Consider the following 22,401-nt stretch of genomic DNA (forward strand, 5'->3'; position numbering starts at 1 on the left):
TGATTAGAATATTTTAATTTAAATAACGGTTTGAACTGAGGGGTTATTCCCTCAGTTTCATACATATGAAATTTCAAACATGGGGGTTATCACATTGACGACAGGTGAAAAAATTACTGTAACTAATGGTGTTATGAATGTACCAAACAATCCGATTATTCCATTTATCGAAGGAGATGGAATTGGTCCTGATATTTGGGCAGCTGCATCTCGTGTACTAGAAGCAGCAGTTGAAAAAGCTTATGATGGTGAGAAGAAAATCGTTTGGAAAGAAGTGCTTGCAGGGGAAAAAGCATTCAACCAAACAGGCGAGTGGTTACCAGAAGAAACTTTAAATTTAATCCGTGAATATTTAATCGCGATTAAAGGTCCACTTACAACTCCAGTTGGCGGTGGTATTCGTTCTCTAAACGTAGCACTTCGTCAAGAATTAGATTTATATGTATGTCTACGTCCAGTTCGTTATTTTGATGGTGTTCCTTCACCTGTAAAACGTCCGGAAGATACTGATATGGTTATTTTCCGTGAGAATACAGAAGACATTTATGCTGGAATTGAATATGCACAAGGATCTCCGGAAGCAGAAAAAGTCCTTGCTTTCTTAAAAGAAGCAATGGGTGTTAATAAAATCCGCTTCCCAGAAACATCTGGTATTGGTATTAAACCAATCTCAGAAGAAGGGACAAAGCGTCTTGTTCGTGCTGCAATTCAATATGCAATTAACGAAAAACGTTCTTCTGTTACATTAGTTCATAAAGGAAACATTATGAAATTTACAGAAGGTGCTTTCAAAAACTGGGGTTACGAAGTAGCGGAACAAGAATTCGGCGATAAAGTATTTACTTGGGCTGAATATGATCGTATCGTTGAGAAAGATGGTAAAGATGCAGCGAATAAAGCGATGGCAGACGCTGAAGTGGCTGGGAAAATCATCGTAAAAGATTCTATTGCAGACATCTTCTTACAACAGATTTTAACTCGTCCACGTGAGTTCGATGTTGTTGCAACAATGAACTTAAACGGAGACTACATCTCTGATGCACTTGCTGCACAAGTAGGTGGAATTGGTATTGCACCTGGTGCAAACATTAACTATGTGACTGGACATGCTATCTTTGAAGCTACACATGGTACAGCTCCAAAATATGCAGGTTTAGACAAAGTAAACCCATCTTCAGTTCTTCTTTCTGGTGTATTATTATTAGAGCACTTAGGATGGAACGAAGCTGCGAAATTAGTAACTGATTCAGTTGAGAAAACAATTGCTTCAAAAGTAGTAACTTATGATTTCGCACGCTTAATGGAAGGTGCAACAGAAGTGAAATGTTCTGAGTTCGCTAATGAACTTATTAAAAACATGGATGTAGCGATAATCAAAAACGCATAATTAAAGCGGGGGGGTAAATTATGACAATCAAACGCAAGAAAGTTTCAGTCATCGGTGCAGGATTTACAGGAGCAACAACAGCATTCTTATTAGCACAAAAAGAACTTGCAGATGTTGTATTAGTGGACATTCCACAACTGGAAAATCCAACAAAAGGGAAAGCGTTAGATATGTTAGAAGCGAGCCCAGTACAAGGTTTTGATGCTAACATTATTGGAACATCTGATTACGCAGATACTGCTGATTCTGACGTTGTCGTTATTACAGCAGGTATTGCACGTAAGCCTGGTATGAGCCGTGATGACTTAGTAGCAACAAACTCTAAAATTATGAAAAGTATTACGCGCGACATTGCAAAACATTCACCAAATGCGATTATTGTTGTGTTAACAAATCCAGTTGATGCAATGACATATTCTGTATTTAAAGAAGCAGGATTCCCGAAAGAGCGTGTTATCGGTCAATCGGGCGTATTAGATACAGCTCGTTTCCGTACATTTATTGCACAAGAATTAAATCTTTCTGTGAAAGATATTACAGGATTTGTTCTTGGTGGACACGGTGACGATATGGTACCTCTTGTACGTTATTCTTATGCAGGTGGCATTCCGTTAGAAACGTTAATTCCGAAAGAGCGTTTAGAAGCAATCGTAGAACGTACCCGTAAAGGTGGCGGCGAGATTGTAGGCTTATTAGGAAACGGTAGTGCATATTACGCACCAGCTGCTTCTTTAGTTGAAATGACAGAAGCAATCTTAAAAGATCAACGCCGTGTATTACCAGCTATTGCGTACCTTGAAGGTGAATATGGTTATAGCGACCTTTACTTAGGCGTACCAGTAATTCTAGGTGGTAACGGAATTGAAAAAATTATTGAGTTAGAACTTCTTACAGATGAAAGAGAAGCGTTAGATCGCTCTGTAGAATCTGTACGTAATATAATGAAGGTTCTTGTTTAATAATTAAATATTAAGTAGAAAAAGATTCGGGGCCCCGAATCTTTTTCTACTATTTATTCAAATGTTTTTTTGAAATAATGTGAAAACGCTATCATTTGGTGTATCCTATAATGAAACTATAGATTTATACTATACATTGCCCTCATCATAGTAAATTTCGGATAAGGTATCGCTATTAGTAGGATAATAAGGTGAAAAAATCGGAGGGGGTTGTAACATGTTAAAGAAAAAAGTTCAAATTGGTCGTAGAATGGATGAAATTACAGTAGGAGAGAAATTATCTATCACTGAAAAAATTGAGGATAAAGATTTGTTATTGTACTTAGGGTTAACGAATGATGCCAATCCATTATATATTCAGCATGATTACGCATCCCAAACTCCGTATGAAAAGCCGATTGTACCAAGCATTATGCTAACGGGAATGATTACAACGGCAGTTACGAAATATTTACCAGGTCCAGGCAGTCATATTACTAGGAAGGACCTTACGTTCGTGAAGCATGTTCATCATTATGAAACGTTACAAATCCATTTTGAAGTTGTAGCTGTTTCTGAGGAGGAACATACAATTGATATGCTTGTATCTGCTCATGATGAAAAAGGAGAAACGGTTGTAAAGGGTTCTTTAACAGTAACGCCGCCTTTTAAATCAGTTTCTATTATGGAAAAAGCATTAGATAATTTTTAAAACATGAAAATATGAATAGCGCTAGCATACCTTTCTATAAGGGGGCTAGCGCTATTTTTAGTTGAAGAATCCTTGTGTGAATCCTTCGGCAAAATCGGAACAACCTGTTTTAATAGTATCCCAGCTTGGGGCGTTGAAAGTAAGAATACATGTTACTACTAAAGATAGAATAGGTAGAACTAATCGCATAATAGACCTCCGTGTTTTTAATATTTATATATTTAAATTAATAATATAAAGATTAATAATGTAAGTCAATAAAAGGGGTGATTTTTAAGGTGAAGTGGAAAAAAGAAGATGTTATCTTTGAAACGATAAGAGAAGCTGAAGTGTGGGCAGACGGGGTCGCGAATGAAATGTATGGAAGACTATTTGATAGATATGAAACACCGGACTATAAAATAGCGTATGCTCTTTCGTTTTCCCTAGCGCAGGAGAGGGGATTTGTGGTTCATACGGAAAAATACTTTGAAAAAGGTAGGTTTATCTACCGGGTTTGGATAGCGGAGAGGGAGAGAGAATGAAGTTTTAATTGCTTTTATTTTCGAAGCATTAGTAGAAACGAGCCCATGAATAGACAATTATATTGAGAGGGACCTTGTTTTCTAGTATGATGAGAATAACGGGGAAAATACTAGGATGAAGAAGGTTTCAAGTCTATAACTTGGAGGAAAAGAATGAACAATCGTATTTTAGTAGTTGATGATGAGGAATTTATCTTAACTTTAATTGAATTTAATCTACAACAAGCTGGGTTTGAAGTGATAACAGCGATGGATGGAGAAATGGCGCTTCAAAAAGCGACAACAGAACGCCCAGATTTAATTATATTAGATTTAATGCTTCCAAAAATGGATGGTATGGAAGTGTGTAAAGAATTACGATTGCAGCGCGTTATGACGCCGATTTTAATGTTAACAGCAAAAGATGATGAATTTGATAAGGTGCTAGGTCTTGAACTTGGGGCAGATGATTATATGACGAAGCCATTTAGCCCAAGGGAAGTTGTTGCGCGTGTGAAGGCAATTTTGCGCCGCACGAAATTACAACAAGAAGAACAAGTGAAAGAAGCGTCAGATGAAGAGAGCATCACACTTGCTGAACTTAAAATTTTGCCGGAATTTTATGAGGCTTATTTCCAAGGAAGAAAGCTTGAATTAACACCAAAAGAATTTGAACTACTTGTTTATCTTGCGAAAAATAAAAGTCGCGTGTTGACACGTGATCAATTATTAAGTGCTGTATGGAACTATGATTTTGCTGGTGATACACGAATTGTTGACGTTCATATTAGCCATTTGCGCGATAAAATTGAACAAAATACGAAAAAACCGACGTACATTAAAACGATACGTGGTTTAGGATATAAATTAGAGGAGCCAAAAGGGGATGAATAAATTTCGTTCCAGGCTTCTTTTTACATTTGTTTCTCTTATTGTTTTTATTTTAGTTGGACTAGGTTTATTACTGGAAACCGTGTTTGAAAACTACTATATAGATCATGCAAAAGAGAGAATGGTAAAAGAGACAGAGTATGTTGCGGTATTAGCAGAAGAACAGGGTTTTGATAATGTTTTAAAAAATCCATATGTATTTGAAAAGTTAGAAGAAAAAATACAGGCTTCTATTGCATTTGTAGATGAAAAAAAGAAAGTTCAATATAGCGGCGGAGAACAGTCTGCATTTAGCCAAGGGATAATTAAAGAACTTTCTTCTGAAACAACAAAACAAAGAAACAAAGTCATTACGAAAGAAACAGATCAGAATAATGAATTTTACCATGCGGTATTCGTTCAAGATGTAGCAGGAAAACAAGGGTACATTTTGGTGAAAAGTACAATTGAGCCTTTGAAATCTGTTCATCAAAAAACGTGGGGATTATTAATTATCGGATTTGTTATCGCTTGTCTCGTAGTCGTATTTTTAGGTATGAAAATTACAGGGCAATATATTAGGCCGATTGAATCCGTTACGAAAGTTGCTATCGAATTAGCGAAGGGAAATTATAAAGCACGCGCTTATGAAAGTCATTCGGATGAAACGGGAATGCTGAGTAAAGCGATTAATATTTTAGCCCGTAATTTACAAGAGATGACACTTGAGCAAGAAATGCAACAAGATCGTCTGCATACGTTAATTGAAAATATGGGAAGCGGAATGATTTTAATAGACAGCCGCGGTTATATAAACCTTGTAAACCGTTCTTATAAGGAGACTTTCCACGTAACAGATGAAGAATATTTAGATCGTTTATATTATGAGTCGTTTCATCATACAGAAATTATAGAGCTCGTGGAAGAAATCTTTATGACAGAAGTGAAAGTGCGTAAACAAATGTTATTGCCGCTTGGAATTGAGCGAAAGCATTTCGAAGTATATGGAGCGCCGATTATCGGGACGAACCATGAATGGAAAGGGATTGTCCTTGTATTCCATGACATTACTGAGCTAAAGAAATTAGAACAAATGAGAAAAGACTTTTTAGCGAATGTGTCTCATGAACTAAAGACACCGATTACTTCTATTAAAGGTTTTTCAGAAACGCTCTTGGACGGTGCTATGGATAATAAAAAATTCTGCGAACATTTCTTGCACATTATTTTAAAAGAAAGTGAACGCATGCAAGGGTTAATTGAAGATTTATTAGATTTATCAAAGATTGAGCAACAAGGATTTAAATTGAGTATGGGGACCGTTGATATGAAGGGACTTCTTGAAGACATTCATATGGTGCTTGATAACAAAGCAGGAGAAAAAGAAATTTCTTTACAAGTAAATGCGCTAAAAGGAGTCTCGGTCATTGGAGATCCAAGTCGTTTGAAGCAAATCTTTATTAATTTAATGAATAACGCAATCGTATATACGCCGGCTGGAGGCGTTGTTTCTGTAGAATTAGTAGAAGATAAATATAATGCTTATATAAAAGTATCGGATACGGGAATTGGTATTAGTAAAGATGAAATTCCGCGTATTTTTGAACGCTTTTACCGAGTGGATAAAGCGAGAAGTAGAAATACTGGTGGTACAGGCCTCGGATTATCGATTGTAAAGCATTTAGTTGAGGCACATCACGGTACGATTACAGTGGATAGTGAAGTTGGGGAAGGGACAACATTTACAGTTGTTTTACCAAAATCAGCAACTGAAAAATAGGATGAAGGATGTTTACAATATATTAACAATGGCTTAATTAAATATTAATAAAGGTCTGTTAATATAATACATGAAAACCCCTTCATCCAAGGAGTAATTTTGGACGAGAATAGTTATGCTATTCTCGTCACTTCCCTTTTATGTTAGTAAACGTTTGTATATATGATAGAAAATAGCCGTTATTTTTCTTCTCTCTATTAGTCATGTTAATATAGAGAGAGGAAAGGAACGGTTTTTTTCTGTGAAAAAAATCATTTCAAATTTGTATGGGGAGGTTTCTGGTTTGGAAAAAAAGGTCGTATTAGTAGATGGTAACAATATCGCGTATCGTGCTTTCTTTGCACTACCGCTTTTAAATAACGACAAAGGTATACATACGAACGCAATTTACGGTTTTACAATGATGTTAATGAGAATATTAGAGGAAGAAAAACCAACGCATATGTTAGTAGCGTTTGATGCGGGTAAAACGACATTCCGTCATAAAACGTATAGTGAGTATAAAGGAGGACGTCAAAAGACTCCACCTGAATTATCAGAGCAATTCCCGTTTATTCGTGAGATGCTTGATGCATTCAACGTACCACGTTATGAATTAGAAAATTATGAAGCGGATGACATTATGGGGACGTTAGCGAAAGAAGCGAGTGAACAAGGGTTTCATGTAAAAGTTATTTCAGGAGATAAAGACTTACTGCAACTTGTTTCAGATAATACACTCGTATGTATTCCTCGTAAAGGGATTACAGAAGTGGATGAATATACGAAAGAAGCTTTATTTGAGAAATACAGCTTATCACCAAAGCAAATTATCGATATGAAAGGTTTAATGGGAGACCAGTCAGATAATATTCCAGGTGTACCAGGAGTTGGTGAAAAAACTGCGATTAAATTGTTAACACAGTTTGAAACGGTCGAGGCAGTGTATGAAAATATAGATCAAGTAAGCGGGAAGAAATTAAAAGAAAAGCTAGAAGCAAATAAAGACCAAGCTCTTATGAGTAAAGATCTTGCAACTATTATTACAGATGCGCCGATTACAGTGCATGTGGATGATATGGAGTATAAAGGGTATGAAGCAAGTGATGTGATTCCAATGTTCGAGAATTTAGGATTTACATCACTTTTAAATAAATTAGGTGTTACGCCAGAAGAAACGACTCCAGCTGAATTAGATGATATTACATTTGATATTGTGGAAGAAGTTACAGAAGAAATGCTAGTACAAGATAGTGCGCTTATTGTTGAAGTACAAGAAGATAACTATCATAAAGCGGACATTCAAGGTTTTGGTATTCAAAATGAAAATGGCTGTTACTTTATTCAAACAGAAATTGCTCTTAAGTCAGACGCTTTTAAAGAGTGGCTTGCAGATGGAGAAATGAGAAAGTATACATTTGATGCGAAGCGCGCAATCGTTGCACTTAAATGGAACGGGATAGATATGCAAGGGATTGACTTTGATCTACTAATCGCTGCTTATTTACTTGACCCGGCTGATACGGATAAAGATTTCCGTACTGTAGCAAAAATGAAAGAAACACATGCTGTGAAATCTGATGAAGAAGTTTACGGAAAAGGTGCGAAGCGTGCTGTTCCAGAGCTAGAAGTAGTAGCGGAGCATGTAGCTCGTAAAGTGCACGTATTATATGATGTAAAGCAAACATTCGTTGAAGAGTTACAAAAGAATGAGCAATATGAACTGTTTACAGAGTTAGAATTACCACTTGCGCGTGTATTAGCTGATATGGAAGTAAAAGGTGTAAAAGTTGATACGGAGCGTCTTCGTAATATGGGAGAAGAACTTGCAGGTAGATTAAAGGAAATGGAACAGGAAATTTATAAGCTTGCGGGAACAGAATTTAATATTAATTCACCGAAGCAGCTTGGTGTTATTCTGTTTGAGAACTTAAACTTACCAGTTATTAAAAAGACGAAAACAGGTTATTCTACGTCAGCAGATGTACTAGAAAAGCTTATGGATCGCCATGAAATCATTCCAAACATTTTACATTATCGGCAATTAGGGAAACTAAATTCAACTTATATTGAAGGTTTATTAAAAGTTGTACATGAAGATTCATCTAAAATCCATACTCGTTTCAATCAAGTATTAACGCAAACAGGTCGATTAAGTTCAACGGATCCGAACTTGCAAAATATCCCGATTCGATTAGAAGAAGGAAGAAAGATTCGTCAGGCATTTGTTCCATCAGAAGAAGGATGGATTATGTATGCGGCAGATTATTCACAAATTGAACTTCGCGTATTAGCTCATATTGCAAATGATAAAGGGCTAGTTGAAGCGTTCCAACATGACATGGATATTCATACGAAAACAGCGATGGATGTATTTGGCGTTGAAAAAGATGAAGTAACTTCGAATATGAGACGACAAGCGAAAGCTGTCAATTTCGGAATTGTATATGGTATTAGTGATTATGGTCTTTCACAAAACTTAGGAATTACAAGAAAAGCAGCAGCGGAATTTATTGAAAAGTATTTAGAAAGTTTCCCTGGTGTACAAGAATACATGAGTGACATCGTAAAAGATGCGAAACAAAAAGGGTATGTGGCTACATTATTAAATCGCCGCCGTTATATTCCGGAAATTACGAGTCGTAATTTCAATTTACGTAGCTTTGCTGAGCGTACGGCTATGAATACACCAATTCAAGGGACTGCAGCAGATATTATTAAAAAAGCGATGATTATTATGGCAGACCGTCTAGAAGAAGAAGGATTACAGGCGCGTCTACTTCTGCAAGTACACGATGAATTGATATTTGAAGCACCAAAAGAAGAAATTGAAAAATTAGAGAAGCTTGTACCTGAAGTAATGGAGCATGCGATTGAACTTGCGGTTCCGCTGAAAGTTGATTATTCTTACGGTCCAACTTGGTACGACGCAAAATAAGGAAGTGATGAAATGCCTGAATTACCAGAGGTTGAAAATGTTAGGCGGACGCTTGAAAATCTTGTAACAGGAAAAACGATTGAAGATGTCATTATTACTTATCCAAAAATAGTAAAACGTCCAGATGATGCAGAAATCTTTAAAGAAATGCTAAGAGGCGAGAAGATTGAAAATATAAAGCGAAGAGGAAAGTTTTTGCTTTTATATGTAACGAATTATGTTATTGTTTCACATTTACGTATGGAAGGAAAGTTTTTACTGCATCAAGAGGATGAGCCAATTGATAAGCATACACACGTCCGTTTCTTATTTACAGATGGAACTGAATTACATTATAAAGATGTGAGAAAGTTTGGTACGATGCATCTCTTTAAGAAAGGTGAAGAATTGAGTCAAATGCCTCTTGCTGACTTAGGTCCGGAGCCGTTTGATGCTGAATTGACACCGCAGTATTTACAAGAAAGATTGCAAAAGACCAATCGTAAAATAAAAGTCGTATTATTAGACCAGCGTCTTTTAGTAGGGCTTGGAAATATATATGTAGATGAGGTTTTATTCCGTTCTCAAATTCATCCGGAACGAGAAGCTTCGTCTTTAACAGCAGAAGAAATTGAACGAATTTACGAGGCGACTGTTACAACGTTAGGTGAAGCAGTGAAGCGAGGCGGAAGTACAATTCGAACGTATATGAATTCGCAAGGGCAAATTGGCTCATTCCAAGAACTTCTAAATGTATACGGAAAAAAAGGAGAACCATGTGTGACTTGCGGTACGATATTAGAAAAAACAGTTGTTGGCGGAAGAGGAACGCATTACTGCCCGATTTGTCAGCCGAGAATATAGAAAAGAGATAACATCGGATAGGCATTTGTCATATACATACAGCAGGGCTATGTATAAGGGAGGAGCTTACCGATGTACCTTTATTTATCTCTTATTTTATTAGCTTTTACATTAAGCTTAGATAGCTGTAGTGTAGGGCTAACATATGGTTTAAGAAGCGTAAGAATTCCACTAAGATCAATTATCATTATCGGAATGTGTTCAGCGGCTGTTATGCTTGTTTCAATGGGAATTGGACATATGATCGCGAAAATATTTTCACCTGTTATCGCAACGCGTATCGGTGGGCTTGTTCTTATTGGAATAGGAATTTGGGTATTATACCAATTTTTTCGAAGTGAGAAAAAAGAAGAACCAAAGCAAGAGGAGAAGGTTTGGAAATTAGAAATTGCTTCGCTCGGGCTAGTGATTCAAATTTTACGGAAACCGACTGTTGCAGATTTTGATAAATCAGGCACCATTTCTGCAGGAGAAGCGTTACTTCTTGGTATCGCTCTTTCTATAGATTCGTTCGGTGCTGGAATTGGTGCATCTTTATTAGGGTATGCGCCCGCTATGATGGCAATATTAGTTGCGGTTATGAGTTCTTTGTTTTTATTTATTGGAATGAAACTTGGAACGGTTTTATCAAATATGAAATGGTTACAAAAATTTACATTCCTGCCTGGGGTATTACTCATTATTATTGGAATTTGGAAAATGTAAGTATGGGCGTGGAACATTAGTTTCGCGCCTTTTATATTGTGAGGAGGATTATGATGACAGTAGTAATTGGATTAACAGGAGGCATTGCAAGTGGAAAAAGTACAGTGTCTCAAATGTTTCGTGAACTGAGTATACCAGTTATTGATGCAGATATTATTGCGCGAGAAGTTGTAGAACGAGGAAAACCAGCATATAACAAAATTGTAGAAGTGTTTGGAACGGAAGTATTACAAGAAGATGGAGAATTGGATCGCCCGAAATTAGGAAGTGTCGTTTTCTATAATGAAGAAAAACGATTGCAGTTAAATAAAATCGTTCATCCTGCAGTTCGTGAGGAAATGAATACACAAAAGGAAAAGTACATAAAGGAAGGTATGCAAGCGGTTGTGTTAGATATACCTCTCTTATTTGAAAGCAAATTAACAAGTCTCGTTGACCGCGTATTAGTTGTAGCGGTTAAGCCACATACGCAATTAGAACGTTTAATGAAACGAAATAATTTTTCAGAAGAAGAAGCAACAGTTCGTATTCAATCTCAAATGCCGTTAGAAGAAAAAGTGAAAAATGCAGATGAAGTGATAAATAATGATGGCACAATTATGGGAACGAAAACACAATTACAGGTGATTTTAAAGAATTGGAACATTATTGACTAAAAAATTGTGAAATTAATGAAAATGTTTAGTGACATATCCCCTTTTTGTGTTATACTATTATTGGGATTGGAGATAAATAGTATAACGCATTCAAGGGGGATAACATATTATGACTCGTGTGGCAATTAATGGATTTGGACGTATTGGGAGAATGGTATTTCGTCAGGCAATAAAAGAAAGCGCATTCGAAATTGTAGCAATCAATGCAAGCTATCCATCTGAAACGTTAGCACATTTAATTAAATATGATACAGTTCACGGCAAGTTTGACGGAACAGTAGAAGCATTTGAAGATCACTTGTTAGTTGATGGGAAAATGATTCGCCTTTTAAACAACCGCGATCCAAAGGAATTGCCTTGGACAGATTTAGGTGTTGAAGTTGTAATTGAAGCAACTGGTAAATTTAATTCAAAAGAAAAAGCAATTCTTCATGTTGAAGCTGGAGCGAAAAAAGTTATTTTAACAGCGCCTGGTAAAAATGAAGATGTAACAATTGTAGTTGGTGTGAACGAAGACCAATTAGATATTGCAAAACATACTGTTATTTCAAATGCATCTTGCACAACAAACTGTTTAGCGCCTGTTGTTAAGGTGTTAGATGAGCAGTTTGGAATTGAAAACGGTTTAATGACAACTGTTCACGCTTATACAAATGACCAAAAAAATATTGATAACCCACATAAAGATTTAAGAAGAGCGCGTGCTTGCGGACAATCAATCATTCCGACAACGACAGGTGCCGCGAAAGCGCTTGCAAAAGTTCTTCCGCACTTAAACGGAAAACTTCATGGTATGGCACTTCGTGTACCAACGCCAAACGTGTCTCTTGTTGACTTAGTAGTAGATGTAAAACGTGATGTGACAGTTGAAGCTATTAATGAAGCATTCAAAACTGTTGCAAACGGTGCGTTAAAAGGCATTGTAGAATTCAGCGAAGAGCCTTTAGTATCTATTGACTTTAATACAAATACACACTCAGCTATTATTGATGGTTTATCTACAATGGTAATGGGTGATCGTAAAGTGAAAGTACTTGCTTGGTATGATAACGAGTGGGGCTACTCTCGTCGTGTTGTAGATCTTGTAACGTTAGTTGTTGACGAATTAGCGAAACAAAAAAATGTGCAACATATTTAAGTGAATAAGGGAGAGGGCAAGTGAATATTTGCCCTCTTTTTTTATTTTTTTCTGAAAAGGAAAAAAATTATAGGAGTATATTTTTGAAAGTGGACATACCACGAAACGTTGTGATTACTGTATTTGTGAATCATTTATTTTTTTTAGGGAAAAGTAAAGAGGAAAATATGACAGAAAATCGAAAAAACTGTTGTTGCAAAATGAAAATAAACAAAGTATACTAACACTCGTAAACTTAAGAGCTGAGGTACGTAGTCACTACTTAAAGGGTTAGGACCTCTCTGGACTAACTTTCCCCCGTGGTAGTGGAGCAAGCCAAATTGCAAATTAGTTTTCAATTCGAACAGTTAGAATAAATTTACAAGGGGGAACTGTAGAATGGATACTATGGATACGATGGGTCGTCACGTAATCGCTGAACTTTGGGATTGCGATTTCGACAAGCTTAATGACATGCCGTATATTGAACAATTATTTGTGGATGCAGCACTGAGAGCTGGTGCTGAAGTGCGTGAGGTTGCTTTCCATAAATTTGCACCACAAGGTGTAAGTGGAGTAGTAATTATCTCGGAATCACATTTAACAATTCATAGCTTTCCGGAGCACGGTTACGCAAGTATTGATGTTTATACTTGTGGGGATCGTATTGATCCAAATGTTGCTGCAGAATATATTGCAGAAGGTTTAAACGCGAAAACGCGTGAGAGCATCGAGCTTCCTCGAGGCACTGGTAGCTTCGAAATTAAGCAGAGAGAAACAAAAGCTCTTTAAAAAAGAACATAATTGATTTAAAATGTAAAGAGGTGTATAATGCACCTCTTTTTTAGTTTATAAAAAAGGAAAAATATAACGTACTCGTTAGTGAGATAAATTGAGCTCTTACGAATAAGTTAGTACCCCATCTACCATCTTATTTTTGAAAACGAGATGATAAAATAATGTGCTTAAACTTAAAGTGGTAAGAGAGTTAGAATGAGTTATATAATATTGTATATATATTGTCAGATGAAGTAAGTAGAGAAAAAATAAAGAGTATAGTGTAAAGGAGTGAATATATTGCGTTGTCCATCCTGTTCGCATAATGGTACAAGAGTGTTAGATTCGCGTCCGGTAGACGAGGGGCGCTCTATTCGAAGAAGGAGAGAGTGTGAAAGTTGTTTAAGTCGCTTTACGACATTTGAAAGAGTAGAAGAGTCACCTCTTATCGTTGTAAAAAAAGAAGGCACACGAGAAGAATTTAATAAAGAAAAGATTTTGCGCGGCTTAATTAAAGCGTGTGAAAAAAGACCAGTATCTTTAAGACAATTAGAAGAAGTAACTCAAAGTGTGGAACGTGAACTTCGTAATTTAGGTATATCAGAAGTGAAAAGTGATATGATTGGTGAAATTGTTATGGAAGAACTGCGTGATATTGATGATGTTGCTTACGTACGTTTTGCTTCTGTATATCGCCAATTTAAAGATTTAAATGTATTTATTGAAGAATTAAAAGATATACTGCAAAAAGAAAGAGAGTAGAAGTTGTATTTTATTCTCTTTACATACCGTAGTAATGAGATAAGAGAGCTAGAAGCGAAAGCTAATAGCTCTTTTTCGCTAAGCAATTATATAATGAAGATAGAACGAATGAAGTAGAGGATAGATTGGATGAGAGAAAGGAAAAGCAAGAATGGAAAAACAGTCATGGATGGAGCTATTGCCAATTGATCGTTATAAAGTAAGTGCGAAAGGGTTATTGCATAATTACGACCGAAAAGTGTTAACGATGTTGTATCAGCCGTTAATAGGTAGTAGAGCTTTTAGTTTGTACATGACGCTATGGGGAGAGTTAGAGCAAGATCGTGTGTTTGGAAAAGAGAATACACATCATTCCCTTATGGTGACCATGCAGATGCAGCTTCCCGAAATATATGAGGAACGAGTAAAGTTAGAAGCAATTGGGCTTTTGAAGGTATATATTAAGAAAGAAAAAGATATTCGAATGTTTATATATGAATTGCAACCACCTTTATCTCCGAAGCAGTTTTTTGATGATATTGTGTTAAGCATCTTTTTATACAATCGATTGAGTCGGACAAAATATAATCAAGTAAAGCAATATTTCTTAGAAGAAGAATTTGATTTTGCTTCTTATGAAAATGTTACGCGTTCTTTCAATGATGTGTTTGGTTCGTTTAATCCAGGACAGCTTGAGCATGCGCAAGAAGATCTTCGTATTCCAAAAACGACAGCTATGCCAAGTAACGAGAAGGGAGACGCTCCAAAAGTTTGGAATGATTTCTTTGATTTCTCCTTATTTGTAGATGGCTTGTCCGCTCTTGTCCCTAAAAAGGCGATTACAGATCAAGTGCGAGAATGTGTCATTACACTTGCTTACGTGTATGATGTAGATGTGTTATCGATGCAAAATATCGTTCTTGGTACGGTGACAGAGATGCAGACAATTGATACCGAAAGGCTTAGAAAAGGAGCACGTGATTGGTATCAGTTCGAAAACGGTCAAGCGTTACCTGTATTAAGTGAAAGAGTACAACCTCACGCTGCACGTATGATGGAAGGAAAAGAGCCTTCTACACAAGAAGAGATGTTAATAAAACAGTTAGAGGAAATCTCACCAAAACAACTATTAAAAGAAATCTCTGGTGGTGCAGAGGCGACAAAGGCTGACTTGCAGATCGTTGAAGATGTAATGATCAATCAAAAATTAACGCCAGGTGTTGTGAATGTACTTATTTATTACGTTATGCTACGCTCAGATATGAAGCTTGCGAAAACGTATGTGGAGAAAATTGCTGGGCATTGGGCACGTAAAAAGGTCGGTACAGTAGCTGAAGCAATGGCGTTAGCGAAAGAAGAAAACCGTCAATATCAAGAATGGGCTGAGACGAAGAAAAAAGGCCGTACGTCGAAGAAAACGATAAGAAAAGAAATGGTACCAGATTGGCTGAAAGAAGAGCCGAAAGAACAAGAGAAAGAAACAGTGAAGAAAGATGTAAGTAAGAAAAAAGATGCAAGTACGTTAGATGATGAACGAAAACGACTAGAAGAAGTGTTAAAAAAATATAAGCGTGATTAATAGAAGAGAATGAACGCTCTTTGAGGTGAGAAAATGGAGCATATTCAAAATTCATTTGCAAAGTTAATGGAAAATAAAAATTTTAAAAATAGATATGAAGTATTAAAGGCGGAAGTAATGGCGCATCCGCGTGTGAAAGAATTTATAGACGAACATCAAGGTGAAGTAACAACTTCTATGATTGAGCGCAGCCTTGTGAAGTTATACGAATATATTGGACAAAGTGTAGGTTGTGCGGATTGTCCGGATCTAGGTTCGTGTAAAAACATGCTGCAAGGATATGAGCCAAAGCTCGTTATCCAAGGGAAGATGATTGATATTCAATACGATCGTTGCGTTAGAAAAGTAGCATATGACGAGAGAAAGAAATATGAAAAACTCGTTCAAAGTGTATATATGCCAACTGACATTTTACAGGCAACGATGGAAAACTTAGATCCTTCAGATTTAGATGCGCGTATTGATGCAATTGGTGCAGCTAATGAATTTTTAAGTACATATGAACCTGGTAAAAAAGTACAAGGTTTATATTTGTACGGTAAATTTGGTGTAGGGAAAACGTATTTGTTAGGAGCAATGGCGAATGAACTTGCTCAAAAGAAAATAAGTTCGATGCTCGTATACTTCCCTGAATTTTTACGTGAAATTAAAAGTTCGATTCAAGATAATTCGATTGGGGAAAAGATTGATGCGGTGAAACGCGTACAAGTTTTAATGCTAGATGATATCGGAGCAGAAGCGATGTCAAGTTTTGTGCGTGACGATGTGCTTGGTGCCATTTTGCAATTCCGTATGTTAGAAAACTTACCGACGTTCTTTACGTCTAACTTTGATTTTAAGGAATTGGAACATCATTTAACGTATACACAGCGTGGTGAAGCAGAACAAATGAAAGCAGCGCGTATTATGGAACGAATTAAATATTTAGCGAAGCCAATTCCGATTGGCGGGAAAAACCGACGTCATAAGTAAAGAGTAAGCTGAAAAGCTTGCTCTTTTTTCGTTTTGAACACTTTTCAGAATAGGTGAATTGCAAAACGAAAAACTTCTTATAGAAAATTCATTGTAGCTTGTATCATTTTTTTCTCCCTCCCTTAATATATATAAAATTAGCAAGCCATATTGAGTGGATTTTCTAACGATAGGAAATGTAATTCTACTAAGAGTGAACTTCACGCGGGACGGACTCTTATAGGATTTGTAACGTATAGATACAATCCTTTAGAGCAGGGATAAAAGGGGGGACAAAAGTGATTGAAATTTGCTTCGAAGAAAAAAATGATGCTATGCATGTATATAGACAACTATTGAAAAGAGCGGAACTGTTATATAAGGAAACGAGTGTGTATTTACAGGAACAAAAAGTGGTGATTCACATACCAGTATGTGAATCGAATTATATTGAAAAGATTTTATTGCCGGTAATGGTATATTTCATTGTGAATGTAAAGCAAAATAAGTGGATTTATACAATCTTAAAAGAGAAGTTTTTTTATGAAGAAGAGGAAGAGTGTCATCAAATATTGCATATGGCACAAGAGATTTTAAAGGGAAGAAGAAAAGGGATTGCTCGTGAATTAACACGTCACACATTTGAATCATATATTAAATCTTCTTTAAATAACTGGCTTTGTGATCCGCTTTCGTTCTCGTTTTCATCATATGTTCGTTTTCGCCTTCGTACATATAGGGAAATGGTAGCTAAGCTTGCTGAATTGTCGATTGATGAGTATAAGTTGGAACAAGAATATCAAATGTTTATTGAGACGCTAAGGCAACAAGTGCGCAGCCGAAAATCACGTTTGTCCTGTGTGCATCTTATTTTTGATGAAAGTTTTATTTTCTATGATGATAAAGGTAGACGTTTAAAACAGGAGAAATTGGTCCAATATATAGACGAGGAATTATTAAAGCAAAAGGATGTATATATTGATACGAAAGTAATTGCACCACTTCTTTCTATTTCGCCGAAAAAAATTTATTTATATACGAAAGAACAAGACCATAATATGATTATTACTTTGCGAAATGTATTTCAAGAACGGGTCCAATTACATGGATTACATGAGTTTGAGCGCAATGTGAAAAATTTAAAAAATAAAGGTAACGCCCTTGATTTTCTAAGTTTTTGAGCATATAATTACCTACATAAATGAAATATATTGAAATGTCATGATGAGGACATGAGTAGTTTTCTACGATTTTCAGAGAGGGAAGCCTTAGGGTGTGAGCTTCCTAGTACGGGATTATTACTTACCACCTCTAAACTTTAGCAGTGAACGTTTTTTTCTAGTAATTGCTAACGGACAACACCGTTATGTTGAACTTGAGCAATTAACAATAATGTTAATTGGAACAAGGGTGGAACCACGAATTCAACACTCGTCCCTTTTTACGGGATGAGTGTTTTTTATTTTGAAAAAAAGAGGAGTGACCAGTGATGGCAGATGTAGTTAAAATTACTTTCCCTGATGGAGCTGTGAAGGAGTTTCCAAAAGGCGTAACAACTGAAGAAATCGCAGCTTCTATTAGCCCAGGCTTAAAGAAAAAAGCTGTGGCTGGAAAATTAAACGATGAGATGATTGATCTTGTTACACCAATCGAAGAAGATGGTGCAGTTTCTATTATTACATTAGATTCTGAAGATGGCTTATACATTTTACGCCATTCAACAGCCCACCTATTAGCACAAGCGTTAAAACGTTTATATAAAGATGCTAAGCTTGAGCTCGGCATTGGTCCAGTGATTGAAAATGGCTTCTACTACGATATTGATATGGAAGAAGCAATTACAGTTGAAGACTTCAAGAAAATCGAAAAAGAAATGCAAAAAATTGTGAACGAGAACTTAGAAATCGTTCGTCATGAAGTGCCACGTGCAGAAGCACTTCGTCGCTTTGAAGAAATCGGCGATGAGTTAAAATTAGATTTAATTAACGATCTTCCAGAAGATGCAGTTATTTCAATCTACGAGCAAGGCGAATTCTTCGACCTTTGCCGTGGTGTTCACCTTCCATCTACAGGGAAAATTAAAGTATTTAAATTATTAAGCGTTGCAGGTGCTTACTGGCGCGGCGATAGCAATAATAAAATGCTACAACGTATTTACGGTACTGCATTCGTTAAGAAAGCAGAATTAGATGAGCACTTACGTATGCTTGAAGAAGCGAAAGAGCGCGATCACCGTAAATTAGGTAAAGAATTAAAACTATTTACTAATAGCCAAAAAGTAGGACAAGGTTTACCACTTTGGTTACCAAAAGGTGCAACTATCCGCCGCATTATCGAGCGTTACATCGTTGATAAAGAAGCAAGCTTAGGCTATGATCACGTATACACTCCAGTACTAGGAAGCAGAGAGCTTTATGAAACTTCTGGTCACTGGAATCACTACCGTGATGGTATGTTCCCATCAATGGAAATGGATAATGAAGAGTTAGTTCTTCGTCCAATGAACTGCCCTCACCACATGATGGTTTATAAAAATGATATTCACAGCTACCGTGAATTACCAATCCGTATTGCGGAACTTGGAACAATGCACCGCTATGAAATGTCTGGAGCATTATCTGGATTACAACGTGTACGCGGAATGACTTTAAACGATGCGCACATTTTCGTTCGCCCAGATCAAATTAAAGAAGAGTTAAAACGTGTTGTAAACTTAACTCTAGAAGTGTACAAAGATTTTGGTTTAGAGAACTATTCATTCCGTCTATCTTATCGTGACCCAGCTGATACTAAAAAGTACTATGCTGATGATGAGATGTGGGAAAAAGCACAAGGTATGTTAAAAGAAGCTATGGATGAAATGGGTCTTGATTACTATGAAGCTGAAGGTGAAGCGGCATTCTACGGTCCAAAACTTGACGTTCAAGTTCGTACTGCTCTTGGAAAAGACGAAACACTTTCAACTGTACAATTAGACTTCTTACTTCCAGAACGCTTTGAATTATCTTACGTTGGTGAAGACGGTAAACAACATCGTCCAGTTGTAATTCACCGTGGTGTTGTATCAACTATGGAACGTTTCGTAGCCTTCTTAATTGAAGAATACAAAGGTGCATTCCCAACTTGGTTAGCTCCAGTTCAAGCGCAAGTAATTCCAGTTTCTCCGCAAGTACATTTAGATTATGCGAAGAAAGTACAAGATGAATTACGTCGTGCTGGTATCCGTGTTGAATTAGATACTCGTGAAGAGAAAATTGGTTACAAAATCCGTGAAGCACAAATGCAAAAAATTCCGTACATGCTTGTAGTAGGTGACAATGAAGTAACTGAAAACGGCGTAAACGTACGTAAATATGGTGAACAAAAATCAGAAACAATTGCATTAGATGCTTTTGTTGATATGATTAAAGTAGAAGGAAAACGATAAGACAAAGCCGCGGTATACCGCGGCTTTCGTATGTATTATAAAAAAGAAAAACTAGAAAAAATAACCAAACTATACTTATCATAAAAAAGTATTGCAAGTATGTTAGTTGTTTGTTACAATATTTCTTGTTGTTAGTAAAACACATAGCGTCTTCTTGACAGACGTCATGTCCTATGATAAACTCATCAAGGATAATAGAATATTGTTTTGTGGAACAAGTAGAAGCACCCGCTTCTCACCTGATGGACGCATTCGCAGTTTACAGGTAAATGTATTTCTTACTTAAGAATTTACAAGTGTGGGTGTCGTATGCCCGCACTTTTTTTGTCGGGTTCTATGACTACAAAAGATGTTCTGAAAAAACCTTGGAGGTGGCTTACTATTAGCAAGGATATGATGATTAACGAGCAAATTCGTGCACGTGAAGTACGTTTAGTTGGTGCAAATGGCGATCAACTTGGAATCAAGTCTCGTAATGACGCTTTAGACTTAGCTGCAAATCTTAATCTTGATTTAGTATTAGTTGCTCCAAATGCGAAACCGCCAGTATGCCGCATTATGGACTACGGTAAATTCCGCTTTGAGCAACAGAAGAAAGAAAAAGAACAGCGCAAAAATCAAAAAGTAATTAGCATGAAAGAAGTTCGTTTAAGTCCAACAATTGATGAACACGACTTTAACACAAAACTTCGTAATGCTATCAAGTTTTTAGAGAAAGGCGACAAGGTTAAAGCGTCAATTCGCTTTAAAGGACGTGCCATTACTCATAAAGAAATCGGTCAACGTGTTTTAGATCGCTTCTCAGAAGCTTGTGCTGAAGTTAGTACAATTGAATCTAAGCCTAAAATGGAAGGACGTAGTATGTTCTTAGTTTTAGCACCGAAAAACGATAAGTAATAGATAGAGGAGGAAATACCTATGCCTAAACAAAAAACTCATCGCGGCTCTGCAAAGCGTTTCAAAAAGACTGGATCAGGTAAACTGAAACGTTCTCATGCTTATACAAGCCATTTATTCGCTAACAAATCTACAAAAGCTAAACGTAAACTACGTAAAGCTGGTGTAGTAAGCGCTGGTGACTTCAAACGCATTCGTCAAATGCTTGACAACTTAAAATAAGTTCGGCTGATATATAGAACAATTAGGAGGTAATATTATGCCAAGAGTAAAAGGTGGTACAGTTACTCGTCAACGTCGTAAAAAAGTTATAAAATTAGCAAAAGGTTACTACGGTTCTAAGAGTACATTATTCAAGGTTGCTAACCAACAGGTTATGAAATCTTTAATGTATGCATTCCGTGACCGTCGTCAAAAGAAACGTGACTTCCGTAAATTATGGATTACACGTATCAACGCAGCAGCTCGTATGAATGGTCTTTCTTACAGCCGTTTAATGCACGGTCTTAAAAATGCTGGCATCGAAGTTAACCGCAAGATGCTTGCTGACTTAGCTGTTCATGACGAAAAAGCTTTCGCTGAATTAGCAACAGTTGCAAAAAACAACATTAACTAATTAATTAGTTGAAACCTTAGAAGATTTTTCTTCTAAGGTTTTTTATTTGTATGCAAAGAGAAGTATGTCGTTATCGATATGACAAAATCAATATAAAAGCTATAGCGATATAGAAGAATATATATATGAAGCCAGGAGAATTCTCCTGGCTTTTTTCAATTATCCCCCTTTGGAAAGAAGAGTATCTTTCCTACCTGAAACGACACTGCTATAATGGAAAGATGATATGGAACTTTCATCAGATAAAATAAATTTTTTATCAGTGGACAATCCCCGGATAATGATTAACTATCACCAATCGGAGTGAACAATCTAATAGTGATGATTGAAACGTATTTGTAAATTAAGGACAAGCTATTTTGTAAAGAGATAAATGGCTGACTTATTAATAAGAAACGAAAAATAATAATGAACTTTGAGATGAAACAACATTGTTGCGTAAAATGCGATGTTGGAGGAGGACAATAGAATGGACTTACTACAACTATTTAAATTACAAAAAGAATTAGATGACCGTATTGTGAAAGAGCATGATTTACAACAGAAAAAGTTGTTAAAAGAAAAAATGTTAGCTCTTCTTGTAGAAATTGGAGAACTTGCAAATGAAACACGTTGTTTTAAATATTGGAGCAACAAACCAGCATCAGAACGTGAAGTAATATTAGAAGAATACGTAGATGGCTTGCATTTTATTTTATCAATCGGAATTGATTTAGGTATTGATAAAAACTTCCTATTCTATAAATGTGCACAAACGAATAAAACACAAGTAGAAATTTTCTTAGACACATATGCGAAAGTAATTCGTTTTACAGATCAACCATCTATTACGAACTATATTGAATTATTTACAAGCTACCTTCGACTTGGACAAGCGCTAGAGTTTGAGCAAGAAGAAATTGAAAAGGCATATTTAGATAAAAATGAAGTAAATCATCAGCGTCAAACACAAGGATACTGATTTAATTTTTGAATATTTCAATTT

The 22,401-nt window shown here is 36.3% G+C and carries 21 protein-coding genes and 2 other annotated features; all 21 genes read left to right on the top strand.

The window, feature by feature from the left end:
• Positions 1-94 precede the first annotated feature (94 nt).
• The 21 genes from icd to ACSG5Z_RS09695 all read left to right on the top strand — a co-directional run bounded on the left by icd (position 95) and on the right by ACSG5Z_RS09695 (position 22,377).
• The gene (icd, locus tag ACSG5Z_RS09595) at positions 95-1,387 is read left to right on the top strand and encodes an NADP-dependent isocitrate dehydrogenase (RefSeq protein ID WP_000206896.1); all 1,293 of its coding nucleotides are present in this window, start codon (positions 95-97) and stop codon (positions 1,385-1,387) included.
• A 20-nt stretch (positions 1,388-1,407) separates the two neighbouring features.
• A complete protein-coding gene (gene mdh / locus ACSG5Z_RS09600) occupies positions 1,408-2,346 on the top strand; it encodes a malate dehydrogenase (RefSeq protein WP_088609290.1) in 939 nt (312 codons plus the stop codon).
• Between the two features lie 217 nt (positions 2,347-2,563).
• Positions 2,564-3,037 carry a MaoC family dehydratase gene (locus tag ACSG5Z_RS09605; RefSeq protein ID WP_000914190.1) on the top strand — a complete coding sequence of 158 codons (474 nt, stop codon included), beginning with the start codon at positions 2,564-2,566 and terminating at the stop codon, positions 3,035-3,037.
• Between the two features lie 278 nt (positions 3,038-3,315).
• Positions 3,316-3,561, top strand: coding sequence for a hypothetical protein (locus tag ACSG5Z_RS09610; RefSeq protein WP_435711355.1), 246 nt, complete (start codon positions 3,316-3,318; stop codon positions 3,559-3,561).
• A 153-nt stretch (positions 3,562-3,714) separates the two neighbouring features.
• Positions 3,715-4,434: a two-component system response regulator PhoP gene (phoP, locus tag ACSG5Z_RS09615; protein WP_001065223.1), complete on the top strand. Its 720-nt coding sequence runs from the start codon at positions 3,715-3,717 to the stop codon at positions 4,432-4,434.
• Positions 4,427-6,190 (top strand): sensory box histidine kinase PhoR, encoded by a 1,764-nt coding sequence (gene phoR / locus ACSG5Z_RS09620; RefSeq protein ID WP_435711356.1) that lies wholly within the window; start codon positions 4,427-4,429, stop codon positions 6,188-6,190. Before phoP ends, phoR begins: the two co-directional genes overlap by 8 nt.
• A 283-nt stretch (positions 6,191-6,473) precedes the next feature.
• A complete protein-coding gene (gene polA / locus ACSG5Z_RS09625; RefSeq protein ID WP_048544346.1) occupies positions 6,474-9,107 on the top strand; it encodes a DNA polymerase I in 2,634 nt (877 codons plus the stop codon).
• Between the two features lie 12 nt (positions 9,108-9,119).
• Positions 9,120-9,950, top strand: a complete 831-nt coding sequence (mutM, locus tag ACSG5Z_RS09630; protein ID WP_137011419.1) for a DNA-formamidopyrimidine glycosylase — start codon at positions 9,120-9,122, stop codon at positions 9,948-9,950.
• A gap of 72 nt (positions 9,951-10,022) precedes the next feature.
• Positions 10,023-10,655: a sporulation membrane protein YtaF gene (ytaF, locus tag ACSG5Z_RS09635; RefSeq protein ID WP_000281739.1), complete on the top strand. Its 633-nt coding sequence runs from the start codon at positions 10,023-10,025 to the stop codon at positions 10,653-10,655.
• Positions 10,656-10,708: 53 nt separating this feature from the next.
• Positions 10,709-11,311 carry a dephospho-CoA kinase gene (coaE, locus tag ACSG5Z_RS09640; RefSeq protein ID WP_000219319.1) on the top strand — a complete coding sequence of 201 codons (603 nt, stop codon included), beginning with the start codon at positions 10,709-10,711 and terminating at the stop codon, positions 11,309-11,311.
• A 109-nt stretch (positions 11,312-11,420) separates the two neighbouring features.
• Complete coding sequence (locus ACSG5Z_RS09645) at positions 11,421-12,449, top strand: glyceraldehyde-3-phosphate dehydrogenase (RefSeq protein ID WP_097844335.1); 1,029 nt, start codon at positions 11,421-11,423, stop codon at positions 12,447-12,449.
• A gap of 387 nt (positions 12,450-12,836) precedes the next feature.
• On the top strand, positions 12,837-13,220 hold the full coding sequence (speD, locus tag ACSG5Z_RS09650) for an adenosylmethionine decarboxylase (protein ID WP_002003660.1): 384 nt from the start codon (positions 12,837-12,839) through the stop codon (positions 13,218-13,220).
• A gap of 285 nt (positions 13,221-13,505) precedes the next feature.
• On the top strand, positions 13,506-13,967 hold the full coding sequence (gene nrdR / locus ACSG5Z_RS09655) for a transcriptional regulator NrdR (RefSeq protein ID WP_001203687.1): 462 nt from the start codon (positions 13,506-13,508) through the stop codon (positions 13,965-13,967).
• Between the two features lie 151 nt (positions 13,968-14,118).
• Positions 14,119-15,525, top strand: a complete 1,407-nt coding sequence (locus ACSG5Z_RS09660; RefSeq protein WP_087985378.1) for a replication initiation and membrane attachment family protein — start codon at positions 14,119-14,121, stop codon at positions 15,523-15,525.
• Positions 15,526-15,558: 33 nt separating this feature from the next.
• Positions 15,559-16,497 (top strand): primosomal protein DnaI, encoded by a 939-nt coding sequence (dnaI, locus tag ACSG5Z_RS09665; RefSeq protein WP_000400114.1) that lies wholly within the window; start codon positions 15,559-15,561, stop codon positions 16,495-16,497.
• 278 nt (positions 16,498-16,775) lie between these two features.
• Positions 16,776-17,657, top strand: a complete 882-nt coding sequence (ytxC, locus tag ACSG5Z_RS09670; RefSeq protein WP_087985377.1) for a putative sporulation protein YtxC — start codon at positions 16,776-16,778, stop codon at positions 17,655-17,657.
• Positions 17,658-17,688: 31 nt separating this feature from the next.
• Positions 17,689-17,918, top strand: a binding site (T-box leader).
• Positions 17,919-17,965: 47 nt separating this feature from the next.
• Positions 17,966-19,903: a threonine--tRNA ligase gene (thrS, locus tag ACSG5Z_RS09675; RefSeq protein WP_000786074.1), complete on the top strand. Its 1,938-nt coding sequence runs from the start codon at positions 17,966-17,968 to the stop codon at positions 19,901-19,903.
• A gap of 210 nt (positions 19,904-20,113) precedes the next feature.
• Positions 20,114-20,234: a sequence feature (ribosomal protein L20 leader region), on the top strand.
• A gap of 62 nt (positions 20,235-20,296) precedes the next feature.
• Positions 20,297-20,800 (top strand): translation initiation factor IF-3, encoded by a 504-nt coding sequence (infC, locus tag ACSG5Z_RS09680; protein ID WP_000973214.1) that lies wholly within the window; start codon positions 20,297-20,299, stop codon positions 20,798-20,800.
• Positions 20,801-20,821: 21 nt separating this feature from the next.
• Complete coding sequence (rpmI, locus tag ACSG5Z_RS09685; protein ID WP_001125946.1) at positions 20,822-21,022, top strand: 50S ribosomal protein L35; 201 nt, start codon at positions 20,822-20,824, stop codon at positions 21,020-21,022.
• A 37-nt stretch (positions 21,023-21,059) separates the two neighbouring features.
• The gene (gene rplT, locus ACSG5Z_RS09690) at positions 21,060-21,416 is read left to right on the top strand and encodes a 50S ribosomal protein L20 (RefSeq protein WP_001138364.1); all 357 of its coding nucleotides are present in this window, start codon (positions 21,060-21,062) and stop codon (positions 21,414-21,416) included.
• Between the two features lie 469 nt (positions 21,417-21,885).
• Positions 21,886-22,377: a dUTP diphosphatase gene (locus ACSG5Z_RS09695; protein ID WP_435711360.1), complete on the top strand. Its 492-nt coding sequence runs from the start codon at positions 21,886-21,888 to the stop codon at positions 22,375-22,377.
• Positions 22,378-22,401 lie beyond the last annotated feature (24 nt).

It is taken from the genome of Bacillus pretiosus (assembly GCF_051294775.1).
Lineage (GTDB): Bacteria > Bacillota > Bacilli > Bacillales > Bacillaceae_G > Bacillus_A > Bacillus_A wiedmannii.

Coding starts and splice junctions, on each gene's coding strand:
- ACSG5Z_RS09605 (WP_000914190.1), top strand. CDS start 2,564: ATGTTAAAGAAAAAAGTTCAAATTGGTCGTAGAATGGATGAAATTACA.
- phoR (WP_435711356.1), top strand. CDS start 4,427: ATGAATAAATTTCGTTCCAGGCTTCTTTTTACATTTGTTTCTCTTATT.
- infC (WP_000973214.1), top strand. CDS start 20,297: ATGATGATTAACGAGCAAATTCGTGCACGTGAAGTACGTTTAGTTGGT.
- ACSG5Z_RS09660 (WP_087985378.1), top strand. CDS start 14,119: ATGGAAAAACAGTCATGGATGGAGCTATTGCCAATTGATCGTTATAAA.
- mutM (WP_137011419.1), top strand. CDS start 9,120: ATGCCTGAATTACCAGAGGTTGAAAATGTTAGGCGGACGCTTGAAAAT.
- speD (WP_002003660.1), top strand. CDS start 12,837: ATGGATACGATGGGTCGTCACGTAATCGCTGAACTTTGGGATTGCGAT.
- coaE (WP_000219319.1), top strand. CDS start 10,709: ATGACAGTAGTAATTGGATTAACAGGAGGCATTGCAAGTGGAAAAAGT.
- ACSG5Z_RS09645 (WP_097844335.1), top strand. CDS start 11,421: ATGACTCGTGTGGCAATTAATGGATTTGGACGTATTGGGAGAATGGTA.
- phoP (WP_001065223.1), top strand. CDS start 3,715: ATGAACAATCGTATTTTAGTAGTTGATGATGAGGAATTTATCTTAACT.
- ACSG5Z_RS09695 (WP_435711360.1), top strand. CDS start 21,886: ATGGACTTACTACAACTATTTAAATTACAAAAAGAATTAGATGACCGT.
- dnaI (WP_000400114.1), top strand. CDS start 15,559: ATGGAGCATATTCAAAATTCATTTGCAAAGTTAATGGAAAATAAAAAT.
- ytaF (WP_000281739.1), top strand. CDS start 10,023: ATGTACCTTTATTTATCTCTTATTTTATTAGCTTTTACATTAAGCTTA.
- mdh (WP_088609290.1), top strand. CDS start 1,408: ATGACAATCAAACGCAAGAAAGTTTCAGTCATCGGTGCAGGATTTACA.
- rplT (WP_001138364.1), top strand. CDS start 21,060: ATGCCAAGAGTAAAAGGTGGTACAGTTACTCGTCAACGTCGTAAAAAA.
- thrS (WP_000786074.1), top strand. CDS start 17,966: ATGGCAGATGTAGTTAAAATTACTTTCCCTGATGGAGCTGTGAAGGAG.
- rpmI (WP_001125946.1), top strand. CDS start 20,822: ATGCCTAAACAAAAAACTCATCGCGGCTCTGCAAAGCGTTTCAAAAAG.